This window comes from Spirillospora sp. NPDC048823 (genome assembly GCF_043198445.1).
In the GTDB taxonomy this organism is placed as follows: Bacteria; Actinomycetota; Actinomycetes; order Streptosporangiales; family Streptosporangiaceae; genus Spirillospora.
Map to the genome: position 1 here is coordinate 1 of NZ_JBICUT010000032.1, position 10924 is coordinate 10924.

General features: G+C 70.1%; 10 protein-coding genes. 4 read left to right on the forward strand and 6 right to left on the reverse strand.

All coding sequences use genetic code 11. The features are described from left to right. Positions 1 to 327 precede the first annotated feature (327 nt). Positions 328 to 1341, reverse strand: coding sequence for a glycoside hydrolase family 6 protein (locus tag ACGFK0_RS37290; protein WP_392913417.1), 1014 nt, complete (start codon positions 1339 to 1341; stop codon positions 328 to 330). Positions 1342 to 1785: 444 nt separating this feature from the next. Here ACGFK0_RS37290 and ACGFK0_RS37295 point away from each other — a divergent pair, with 444 nt between their 5' ends. Next, positions 1786 to 2154, forward strand: a complete 369-nt coding sequence (locus tag ACGFK0_RS37295; protein ID WP_392913419.1) for an antibiotic biosynthesis monooxygenase family protein — start codon at positions 1786 to 1788, stop codon at positions 2152 to 2154. A gap of 102 nt (positions 2155 to 2256) precedes the next feature. After that, positions 2257 to 2913: a DsbA family protein gene (locus ACGFK0_RS37300; RefSeq protein ID WP_392913425.1), complete on the forward strand. Its 657-nt coding sequence runs from the start codon at positions 2257 to 2259 to the stop codon at positions 2911 to 2913. Positions 2914 to 2981: 68 nt separating this feature from the next. On the opposite strand, the gene ACGFK0_RS37305 is transcribed toward ACGFK0_RS37300, so the two are convergent. Both ACGFK0_RS37305 and ACGFK0_RS37310 read right to left on the reverse strand, forming a co-directional pair. After that, positions 2982 to 3491, reverse strand: coding sequence for a hypothetical protein (locus ACGFK0_RS37305; RefSeq protein ID WP_392913428.1), 510 nt, complete (start codon positions 3489 to 3491; stop codon positions 2982 to 2984). A 293-nt stretch (positions 3492 to 3784) separates the two neighbouring features. Further along, positions 3785 to 3997 (reverse strand): hypothetical protein, encoded by a 213-nt coding sequence (locus ACGFK0_RS37310; RefSeq protein ID WP_392913430.1) that lies wholly within the window; start codon positions 3995 to 3997, stop codon positions 3785 to 3787. 137 nt (positions 3998 to 4134) lie between these two features. Between ACGFK0_RS37310 and ACGFK0_RS37315 the strand changes: the two genes are divergently transcribed. Continuing rightward, the gene (locus tag ACGFK0_RS37315) at positions 4135 to 5973 is read left to right on the forward strand and encodes a tetratricopeptide repeat protein (RefSeq protein WP_392913433.1); all 1839 of its coding nucleotides are present in this window, start codon (positions 4135 to 4137) and stop codon (positions 5971 to 5973) included. Between the two features lie 254 nt (positions 5974 to 6227). On the opposite strand, the gene ACGFK0_RS37320 is transcribed toward ACGFK0_RS37315, so the two are convergent. Genes ACGFK0_RS37320 through ACGFK0_RS37330 form a run of 3 tightly spaced genes read right to left on the reverse strand, consistent with a single transcriptional unit; the run spans position 6228 to position 10415 of the window. Next, on the reverse strand, positions 6228 to 6905 hold the full coding sequence (locus ACGFK0_RS37320; RefSeq protein WP_392913435.1) for a response regulator: 678 nt from the start codon (positions 6903 to 6905) through the stop codon (positions 6228 to 6230). Then, on the reverse strand, positions 6902 to 8164 hold the full coding sequence (locus tag ACGFK0_RS37325; protein WP_392913437.1) for a sensor histidine kinase: 1263 nt from the start codon (positions 8162 to 8164) through the stop codon (positions 6902 to 6904). Before ACGFK0_RS37325 ends, ACGFK0_RS37320 begins: the two co-directional genes overlap by 4 nt. Positions 8165 to 8171: 7 nt before the next feature. After that, entirely contained in the window at positions 8172 to 10415 is a 2244-nt protein-coding gene (locus tag ACGFK0_RS37330) for an MMPL family transporter (RefSeq protein ID WP_392913439.1), read from the reverse strand. Between the two features lie 323 nt (positions 10416 to 10738). On the opposite strand from ACGFK0_RS37330, the gene ACGFK0_RS37335 reads away from it, so the two are divergent. Beyond that, positions 10739 to 10864, forward strand: a complete 126-nt coding sequence (locus ACGFK0_RS37335) for a hypothetical protein (RefSeq protein WP_392913442.1) — start codon at positions 10739 to 10741, stop codon at positions 10862 to 10864. Positions 10865 to 10924 lie beyond the last annotated feature (60 nt).

Sequence of the window (10924 nt, forward strand, 5' to 3'; positions counted from 1 at the left end):
ACAGTGGCCTGACCCGCCCCGACCCGGTCACCGTTCCCGACGACCATCACAGTCACCGCGCCCGCCGGCGCATCCCACCCCCGATCCGCACCCCCCGGACAGGCCACGGACCTGCGCGTGGCAGACCCCGCACGCCCCCGAAATGCCGCTCTGCCAAGCAGACCGGCTCTCATGACGAGATCGGAACCAACATGGATCACCGGAAATCAGGCCGTGGATCCAGGCTGAGGGTCTCCACCGAGGTCGCCCGCGAGTGGGCAATGAGCCCTCGGCCGAAGTCAGGCCGAGGGCTCACCGTTATGGCGCGGGCGTTACGCCCGCGAGCGGTTATCGAGTGCCGTCGATCAGGCGGATGGCCAGGTCGGGGCTGAACTGTCCGGCGGGGATCCCGGTGCCGATCCCGCAGTCGCCGTCGGAGTCTCCGGGGACCTTGACCCACAGTTCCAGTTCAGCGTCGGCCCCCTCGCGGGGCGGGGTGCCGAGCCTGCGTCCGGCAGGGTTGCACCATTCACCGTTGGAGCCATTGCCGTTTCGGCTGGTGTCGACCACGAAGGTCTTGCCGCTGGGGAGCCCGGCATTGACGGCCCTGGCGTAGGTGACCGACCGTTCGGTGGTGTAGTAGTTCGACACGTTGACCGAGAAGCCGCGTGCGTCCGCGATCCCGGCGGCCCGCAGACGCTGGGCCATGGTGCCGGCGGGAATCCAGTTGGCGTTGGCGGCGTCCAGGTAGACCCAGGCGTTCGGCGCCTTCTGCTTGAGCTGCTGCACACCGTATTTCAGCAGGTCGAGCCGGATCTGCCGCTCGGTGTCGTTCGGCAGGCAGTCCAGTTGGGCGACTGCGTCGGGCTCCACCACGACGATCGCCTGACGGTTGCCGATGGCCGTGGCGAACTGCCCGATCCAGGTGCGGTAGGCCTCCGGGCTGCCCGCGCCGCCGCCGGAGTGGCTGCCGCAGTCACGGCCCGGGACGTTGTAGGCCACCAGCATCGGTGTGGCGCCGGCCTGCTCGGCGCCACCGACGTAGCGGGACACCGCCGCGGTGACGTCGCTGTTCCAGTTGCCGAACCAGCGTGCGATCGGCCGGTCGGCGATGGCCGCCTTGATGCGAGCGGCCCGCGGATCGCCGAGGTTGGCGGCGACCCAGGCCGCCGGGTTGGAGTTCGGGTCGACGTACAGGTTGGTCGCGGCGATCGCCTTGGCCGCGGGTGCGGCGTAGGAGACGGCGCCGATCTTGGCGGCCTGCGGTTGCTGTCCGGTGAGGTAGGCGCCGGTGAGCGCGGCCGTCGACGCGGTGAGCGCGGCGACGGCGGTGATGGTCCATCTACGGAGAGCGGGTAGCACGGGGTTCCTTCGTCGTCCGGTGTCATGGCGGGGGTCGCGCCGCCCGCGGGCTCTTCGGTCATAGTTCAGCGGAACCCAGGGAAGCGGACGCGTTCAATGCACTTTTCTGGCCGTTTTTCGAGAAACTATCGATGTGTTTGGATTTGAGTCAAGAGCCTTTTCATGCCTTTCATTTACGTCCAACTGCCGAGCATCTCGCCGCCATTGCGAGCCGCTGTAACCAGCCGCTCGGCAGGACGGACGTGTCCTTCTCCGGGGCGTTCCGGCCGGTCGGCTCGTGCAGGCATATGGCATACCGCCTCAGTGGACGTGAACGCGCCCTCCGGCAGCACGAGCCGTGGCGAACGTGGGCGAGGAGAAGCCAGGATTTGACCTCAAGTGCGGTTGAGATCCGAGGATCGGTGGCGACCAGGGCCGCTGCCCTGGCTGCTGACCTTGAGGAGGATGTCCGTGAGCACGGATGCAGGCTTCTACTCGATCATCGACTACACCGTCGATGGCGTCGACACCCAGAAGGAGCTTGTGGCGGCCTTCGCCGAAATCCAGGAGCGGTGGGTGCGCTTCTATCCCGGCTACCGGTCGGCCCGCTTCCATGTCAGCACCGATGGCACCCGTGTGTACAACATCGTGCATTGGGCCAGTGAGGCCGACTACCGCGACTTCGTGGAGACCTCCGACACCGAAGGCCGGATGGCCGCCATCGGCAAGGCCCTGGAGGGCTTGTCGGGCAAGGCGGAAGCGCGCATGAACGGGATTCCCACGTACACCGTTGTCGCAGAAGTCGGGCCCGGGCCGCAGCGCCTGGACTCCTGATCGAACCGGAAACATCAGCCGGCGCGCTCTCGCCGAACCGGCGGGCGCGCCGGGCAGGCGTGCATCGGTGATGCGCGCCGCCGACCACATCGAAGGACGTCCATGAAGGTAGAGGTTTATGCCGATGTGCTGTGCCCGTGGTGCTACATCGGCAAGAGACGCCTGACCGCGGCGCTGGAGGGTCTCGCCGACCGCACCGGTGTGGAGGTCGTCTGGCGCGGCTACGAACTGGCCCCGGAAGAAGGCCGGGTCCCCGGCCCCACGGCCGCCGAGGCCATGGCCGGATGGTGGGGCGATCAGGCGGCGGAGCGGATCGCCCGGATCCGGGCCCTGGGCGCCGCGGAAGGGTTGGAGCTCAACCTGCATCTGGCCCGGCCGGTGAGCACCTTCGACGCCCACCGGCTGTGCAGGCTGGCCGCCGACCGTGGCCGGGCCGACCAGATGATGGAGCGCCTGCTCGGCGCCTATCACTCCGAGGGACTCAACGTGGCCGACCCGCAGATCCTGCAGCGCCTGGGTGAGGAGGCCGGCCTGGACGCCGCCCGGGTGCGCGCCGTCCTCGCCGGTGACGACTACGCCGGACAGATGCGGTCCGACCGGCGCCGCGCAGCCGAGCACGGTGTCACCGCCGTCCCCTCGCTCGTGATCGGCCACAGGCCGCCGGTCTCGGGTGTCCAACCCGCCGACGAATTGCGCCAGCTGCTGGAACGCGGCCTCACGCTCCGTCATGGTTCAGCGTTGGCTTGGCGGCACTCTTGACTCTCCGCCTGGGATCCAAGCATCGATCGCAGCGGCGCTACGGAGGAGCGCGGAAGTGGCCGTGCGGGTCACGGTTTCGAGGGTGTGGCCTGTGCGGGCATGTCCAGCGCATGGGCGAGGGCGGTGGTCACCTGGGCGGCGTGGTCGGGCACGTGCCGGTCGGCCCACACGGCTGCCGACTGGAGGAAGTCGCTCAGATCCTGCTCGGCGGCGGTGAGCGATCGGCGCAGTCCGGTGACCGGCATCTCGATCACCGGGCTGTCGTTCTGCTCGGCATCAACGGTCAGCCGGACGGTGTCTCCAAGGCGTTCGGCGAGTGGGGAGGGATCGTGGCCGAAACCGACGGACGGATACCCTTCTTCGACGATCTTGTTCCAGTCGCGCCATTCATCGAAACCGGTGCAACATCCTGGTAGCAGGGTCGTGCCGGTGGCCGTGTCGGTGACCCGCATCCCTCCGGGTGCCAGAGGCGGCTCCATGGTGAGCAGCCCGCGCAGGAAAGCCCCGAGAGGGTCGGCAGGCTGCGCTGAGCCACCGTCGTCCTCGGGATCGGTGTCGTTGTACTCGGCGATGCGCATCACCGCCGTGCCGACCTCGACCGGGTCGGACGTGCCACTGAGCGGCAGGAAGCCGTACGGTTCTGAGAAGGCGACCGGCCAGAGAGCGAACCCCTCGGACGCACAGACCTCCAGAACGGGCCGTATCACTATCACTTTGTGGAGTCTGCATTACGACCGGGTGTCATCGCCTCCCGATTACCTGGACGAGCTTCGGCCCAGGCCGGCGGGCTGAGCGTTGTGCCGGCGCCGGCCGCCGACGGATCGACCGGATTCCGGGGGCCGAGGTGCCGCCGAGGGAATCAGCGCGGCCATCAGTCGGAGAGCCGGCCGTCCAGCGCGAACAGGAATCCGGCGATCGTCGCGGCGGCGAGGACGGCGGCGACCAGGCCGGCCAGGACGCCTATGACGACCGCTCCGACGGCACCCGTCGTGTGCAGCACGCCGATCCCCGCGATGATGCCTGCACTGAGGCCGGCGGTGGTGGCCACGAGCATGGAGATCAGAACGATCATCAATGAGCGCACCGACAAGAGTGTGTTCTGCCGGGCCGGAGCGGTGCGGGCCGTTGGGGTGCCCGGCCTTCCCGGCGCCGAACGCTTCCTGGTGTCTTTCATGCACCCAGGGTGCGCCGGGCGAAGGCTATGAATCCACGCCGTGTTCTATGAAACTGGGAATGGTCGGAGAACGTCTTTGGTGTGATCTGCCGATGGAACCCTTCAGTTCGGAGCTGTGGCACGACCGGTTCTGCGACGCGCTCGTCGGGGTTCGTGACGCGGTCCGCGCGCGGAACCTCTCCTTGCCGGATCAGGAGCGGCGTGCGCTGCGCAGGATCGCCGACCACCCCGGCTTCGCCGGGCTCGGCCCGCCGATCGAACCTCTGGCCAGGGGAAAATGGATCGCGGCTCGCGCGACGGCGGCGGTGCACTCGCTGGCGGCGGCGCTCCCGCCGACCGCTTTCACGGCGGTCGGCCTGCCCGCGGACAAAGCCATCGTGCTGTGGGACAGAACCCTCCAAAACGGACTGGGCCCGCCAGAGCTGACCCGCCGGTCGGCCGACTTGTTCGGCGAACTGCGGCCACGGTCGTCCTCCACCCCGAGGACGGCGCTTGAGATGCGGATCCGCTCAGTGATGTGGTTACCGGGAAATCACAGCATGAAAGGTGCGGCCTCCGGAATCACGCAGGTGTTCCACGCGATTACGACCGCGCTGCAGATACCGGACGGGCCGGTCCTGCCGTCCCTGGCCGATTCGAGTTTCGACTACGAGTGGACGCGCCTGTTCGAGCATCGGCCGCCTGAACAGCGGCAACTGGTCACGCTGCTGTGCTTTATGGCTGCGGCTCCCTTCCCCCTGGCACTGCTCAGCGAAGGGTGGGACGCATTGCCCTCTCCGCTGCGCACGGTCGTGCGTGATCCCGCCCGGCTCGCCTCGCTCGTCACCGAGGTGGCCGCGCACGGATGGTTCCGTACGGATCCGTCCGCGGTGACGTGCGCCGCCGAAGTACAGGAGCGCGTGCGCAGCCGCCTGCGCCGCTCGGCCGAACGCACCGCCTGTTCGTTCGTGCTGCGCTTCCTGCGGGCGGCCCTCTCGCCCGACACCCACCACCACGAGTCGTGGGACGGCTGGAGGCTCGCACCGCCCCATGTCGAAGCGGCGGCCGGGCAGGCAGAACGGCTCGACGTACGGCTGAGCGACGCCGCGTACCTGCTCGATCGGCTTTCGGTCTACCAGCGGAGCGCCGATCATGACGCACCGACGGCCGCCGAGACCGCTCGGCATGCCGTTGCGATATGCGAGCGGACCGGAATCTCCGATCCCGAGGCCTATTCGGTCATCGTCGGCAATCTGGCTCTGGCCCTGGAACAGGACAGGCGCTTTCCGGAGGCGATCGCAGCGATCGAAGAGTCGCTGGAGGTGAGGGCCCGAATATTCGGCACCGAGGATTCGGACTACGCCGGCACGCTCAGCATCAAGGGCTATCTTCTGGAGCGCGCGAAGCGGTTCACAGAAGCCCGGGAGGCGCACCAGGAGGCGCTCGCCACCATGCGGCGGATCGTCCGGCGCCAGCCCGGCCGATCGACTCTGGAGACGCTCGTTGAAGTCCTCAACGACTATGCGGCGTGCCTGCGCAGGGGTGAACCCCGGGCTGACGCGTCCGCGGAGGCGCTCCGGACGGCAATGCGCCTCCTCGACGAGGCGCTGCACCTCGTCGAGCGCGGTGCGTACGGCTGGAAGCAGGTGATGGTCAACCGCGCGCATGTGCTGCGGCTGGAAGGGCGGCTCGACGAGGCCGAGACGATCTTCCGTGACCTGGTCGATTACTGCGAAGCCACCTATGGTGATCCCTCGTACGAGCTGTACGTCGCGCTGCGTGAGCTCTCTGAGCTGCTCTGGGAACGCGACAGCCCTGATTACGACGCCGTGTACCTGAGAGCACACGAGGTGGACGACGCCATCGGCCCGGACGGCCGTCTGGAGCCCGACGACCCGATGCGCTGAGCGGCATCACCACGCAGCGTGGATTCTGGTTCGTTCCTCGTCGAGATAGGAGGGGCCGGGGCCGACCTTGCCGAGCCAGATCGGTCCTGCGATGACCAGGATGTCGGCGGCCAGGACCGTGATCGCCGAGGAGTTCGGCGGTCGTGGCCTGGAGGGAACTCCTCGTCCGCGAGGCGCTGGCGGACAGCATCCGCAAGGAACAGGGACACCCCCGAGGTGTGGGCCGCGGCGCCCGCCCGCGCCGCCGATGACCGCTACGGGTGGTCGGGGGTGGCGTGGGCCAGGCCTGTGCGGTAGGCGATGACGACGAGTTGCGCCCGGTCGCGGGCCTCCAGTTTCATCATCGCGCGCTGCACGTGGGCGCGGACGGTGTACGGGCTCAGGTACATCCGCTCGGCGATCTCCTGGTTGGACAGGCCGGTCGCGACCAGGGCCACCATCTCGCGCTCGCGCGGGGTGAGCAGGGCGAGCCGTTCCGGGTGGTGCGGCGGGGCGTGGTCCGGTGTGGCCAGGAAACGGGCGACCAGGGAGCGGGTCGCGGCGGGGGACAGAAGGGTGTCGCCGTCGGCGATCGTACGCACGGCGTGCAGCAGGTCCTCGGCCCCGATGCCCTTGCCGATGAAGCCGCTGGCCCCCGCGCGCAGGGCCTGGGCGACGTACTCGTCGGTCTCGTACGTGGTGAGGATCAGGATGCGGCTGGCGCGCAGTTCCGGGTCCGCGCAGATCTGCGACGTGGCGGTGAGACCGTCCACCTCGGGCATCCGGATGTCCATGATCACCACGTCCGGGCTCAGTTCCCGGGTGAGTCTCACCGCCTCCCCGCCGTCGGCGGCCTCGCCGACCACGGTGATGTCGTCGGCGGTGTCGAGGAGCATCCGGAAGGCACCGCGCAGCAGGGCCTGATCGTCGGCGAGGAGCACCCGGAGCGTCACGGCGCGTCCCCGGCCTCTCCGCCGGCCGTTCGCCCCTCGATGGTCGCCGTTCCGCCGGTTTCCGGCGTCGTGTCCTTCGCGGGCGGGAGGGGCAGTTCGGTGGAGACGAGGAAGCCGCCCTCCGGGAGCCTGCCCGCGGAGAGGTGTCCGCCGACCGCGGCGGCACGTTCACGCATCCCGATCAGACCGTAACCGGGTGGACGGTCCGGCACCGCGGACGCGGTCGTCGCCGTATGGGTGCCCCCTCCGTCGTCGGTGACGGTGATGGCCACGCGGTCGCGGTTCCAGGTGAGGCGCACCTGGGCGCTACCGGTACCGGCATGTTTGGTCACGTTGGTCAGGGCCTCCTGGACGATGCGGTAGGCGGTGAGGTCCACTCCCGGCGGCAGCGGCCTGGACGTGCCCTCCTGGTGCACCGACACCTCCAGACCCGCGCGGCGGAAGGAGTCGAGGAGCGTGGGGAGCCGGGACAGTCCGGGCGCCGGTTCGGCGGACGCGGCCGCGTCCCCCGTCTGGCGCAGCAGACCGACCGTGGCCCGCAGGTCGTCGAGCGCGTCGCCGGTGGTCTCGACGAGCTCCTTCAGGCTCCTGCGGGTCTGCTCCGGGCGGGTGTCGAAGAGGTGGGCGGCGACCGTGGCCTGCGCGTTGGCCAGGGTGATCTGGTGGGCCACGAGGTCGTGCAGTTCCCGGGCGATGCGCACCCGCTCCTCGGCCACTCTCCGGCGCGCCTCGAGTTCCCTGCTCTTCTCGGCCCGCCGGGCCCGCTCCTCCACGGCCGCCAGGTAGGCCCGCCGGTTCTGCGTCGAGTGACCGAGCACGCCGGCCACCAGAGGGAACGCCGCCACCGCCACCATCCGGCTCCCGTCCTTCCACGAGAGGGCACCGAACGAGGAGGTGGAGGCGGCCAGCAGCGCCGCGGAGGCGGCCAGCACCGCGCTCGCCGCGCGCCATTCGGTGCGCACGGCGAGCGAGTATGCGGTGATCACGGCGGGGGCCGCGGTGAGTGGGCTCAGCAGGAGTCCCAGCAGCGGCACCAGCATGCCCGCCGCGGTCGTGGCCGCCATGGCGGCCAGGGGCGCCCGGTGCCGCAGCGGCAGCACGGCACAGGACACCGCGCCGATGAGGTAGGCGGCGGCGGGCGGCGCCGACAGCGTGTCGTCGACCCGCACCACGCCGCCGAGCAGGCACACCGCGAACGCCGTCGCCGTGATCGCTGCCTCGCGCCACCATCTGGGGCCGCCGCCGCCCGTGTTCGTCATGGCCGGCTCAGCGCCTGCCGCCGTGGAGCAGCGGCACCGCCGCGTCCGGCCTGGTCACGGAGGCGGGGGCATGCCTGTTCAGTTTCTCTCCCTCGACGTCCACGTTCGGCAGCACACGGTTCAGGATACGAGGCAGCCACCAGGCCCGATGGCCGAGCAGTGCCAGGACCGCGGGGACGATCGCCATCCGGACCACGAAGGCGTCGAAGGCGACGGCGGCGGCCAGGCCGACGCCCATCGTCTGGATGGTCGGGGAGTTCATCCCGATGAATCCGGCGAACACGCTGATCATGATGATCGCCGCCGCGGCCACCACCCGTCCGCTGTGCCGGAAACCGTGGACGATCGCCTCGCCGGGGGACGCGCCATGGACGTAGGCCTCCCGCATCCGGGTGAGGAGGAAGACCTCGTAGTCCATGGCGAGGCCGAACACGATTCCGATGATGAGGATCGGCATCAGCGACATGACCGGCCCGGTCTGCTCGATGCCGATCAGGTCCGCGCCCCAGCCCCACTGGAAGACCGCGACGAGGACGCCGAAGGCGGCGCCCACCGACAGCAGGAAACCGAGCGCGGCCTTGACCGGGACCAGGACCGAGCGGAAGACCACCAGCAGCAGGAGCACCGCCAGGCCGATGACCACGGTCAGATAGGGGATGAGGGCGTCGGACATGGCTTCGGAGATGTCGATGTTCATCGCGGTGGTGCCGGTCACCAGGACGCCGGCGCCCGTGTCGTCCTCGACGCCGGAGACCGCGCCCCGGATCGCGTGGACCAGGTCCTTGGTCTCGCCGCTGTTCGGCGCGGTCCGCGGGACGGCGGTGAGGACGGCCGTGTCCCGGGCCGGGTTGAGAACCGGCTCACCGACCGACGCGACCCCGTCCACTCCCCCCACGGTCTTGGCGACCAGGTCCGTGGTGCCCCGGGTGTCCGCGGACTCCGGCATGTCCACGACCACGGTCAGCGGGCCGTTGAAGCCGGGGCCGAAGCCTTCCGACAGCAGGTCGTAGGCCCGGCGCTCGGTGGTCTCCACCGACTTCGACTCGTCTCCAGGCAGCCCGAGTTCGAGGCTCAGCGCCGGGAGGGCGACGGCGCCGAGACCGAGTCCGGCGACCATCAGCACGGTCACCGGCCGGCGCAGCACGAACCGCGCCCAGCGGGTGCCGAGCCCAGGACGGCCGGCCGCGGTGGGCACCGGGCGCGGACGCCCGCTTCGCTGCCGGGCCGACCTGCGGACGGCGCGGGACAGTATCCGCCGGCCGGTGAACCCGAACAGCGCGGGGACCAGGGTCAGCGCGACGAGTACGGCGAGCGCCACGGCGCCCGCGCCGCCCAGGCCCATCTTGGTGAGTTCGGGGATCCCGACGACCCCCAGCCCGACCAGGGCGATGAAGACGGTCGCGCCGGCGAAGATGACGGCGGATCCGGCCGTGCCCACCGCCCGGCCGGCGGCCTCCTCCTGCTCCCTGCCCTGGGCGAGTTCGTCGCGGAAGCGGGAGGTGATGAAGAGCGCGTAGTCGATGCCCACCGCCAGTCCCAGCATCAGCGCCAGGATGGCGACGGTGGACGTCAGGCCCAGCGGGACGGCCAGCGCGGAGACCAGTCCGAAGGAGATGGCCACGCCCGCGAAGGCGGTCAGCAGCGACAATCCGGCCGCGACCAGCGACCCGAGGGCGAGGATCAGCACCACCGCGGCCACCGCCACGCCGATGATCTCCGTCGTGCCGCCCGGCGCCTCTTGCGAATCCAGGGCCGAGCCGCCGATCTCCACGGTCAGCCCCGCGTCCCGGGCCCGGCTCGCGGCGTCCTCAAGGGCGCTCTTCGCGGGCGCGGTCAGGTCGACGGCGTCCACGGTGTAGCCGATCGTGGAGTAGGCGATGGTGCCGTCCTCGCTGACGGCGCCGGTTTCGTAGGGGTCGGTGGCCGACGCGACCTGATCGCCCCCGGCCAGCGAGCCGAGCGCGTCCTGGACGACCGCCTTGTTCTCCCCGGCCGTCATCCGCTGCCCGTCGGGGGCCTGGAACACCAGGCGTGCCTCGGCACCCTGGGAGTTGCTCTGGGGGAAGCGCTCGTCCAGCAGGTCGAACGCCTTCTGCGACTCGGTGCCGGGCATGGAGAGGCCCTCGTCCTGCCCGGCCGGCGCCATGGCGGCGGCGACCCCGGCCAGCACCAGGGCGCCCAGCCACAGGCCGAGCACGACCCGGCGCCGCCGGAAGGCCCACCGTCCGATCCGGTAAAGAAATGTCGCCACCTTTGATCACTCCAGACACTTCCAGGTAAGAAAAATGCGTGATCCTCACGCGCCTCCAACACTCCCCTCCGGCGCCCCGGCGGGCATCGTCCCCCGCCACCGTCTTCGCCTGGTGCACCCGGACCAGCCGCTCACGTGTCCTGGTGCCTGCGCACTAGGCCGGCTCGGGCCTCATCCGGGAGGCGGAGCCGATCAGGCACCGTCATGGCGATGACGGCCGGGACCTTCGGCCGTGGCCGCGGGGACGAACGCCGCTGGAGCGGCGACCGGGTGCCGAGGTTGGCTTGGAGGGAGACCTCATAGGGCGGTGCACGATGCAACGGATGAACGCGCTGGACGCCGGAATGTTCTTCGCGGAGAACGACACGACGCCGCTGCAGATCGGGACGGTGGCCGTGTTCGAGGGTCCCGCACCTGAGGGGCCCCGCGCTTTCCGGACAGCTGACTGATGGTGATCTGCGGGCAGATCTACGCTGCTTGCTCCCGGTCCAGGTACTCGGTGTGGACCT

Bases quoted from the DNA above. Each gene is read 5' to 3' on its own strand.
- ACGFK0_RS37295 (WP_392913419.1), top strand. From the start codon at position 1,786: ATGTCCGTGAGCACGGATGCAGGCTTCTACTCGATCATCGACTACACC.
- ACGFK0_RS37300 (WP_392913425.1), top strand. From the start codon at position 2,257: ATGAAGGTAGAGGTTTATGCCGATGTGCTGTGCCCGTGGTGCTACATC.
- ACGFK0_RS37305 (WP_392913428.1), bottom strand. From the start codon at position 3,491: ATGCGCATCGCCGAGTACAACGACACCGATCCCGAGGACGACGGTGGC.
- ACGFK0_RS37315 (WP_392913433.1), top strand. From the start codon at position 4,135: ATGAAACTGGGAATGGTCGGAGAACGTCTTTGGTGTGATCTGCCGATG.
- ACGFK0_RS37325 (WP_392913437.1), bottom strand. From the start codon at position 8,164: ATGACGAACACGGGCGGCGGCGGCCCCAGATGGTGGCGCGAGGCAGCG.
- ACGFK0_RS37335 (WP_392913442.1), top strand. From the start codon at position 10,739: ATGAACGCGCTGGACGCCGGAATGTTCTTCGCGGAGAACGACACGACG.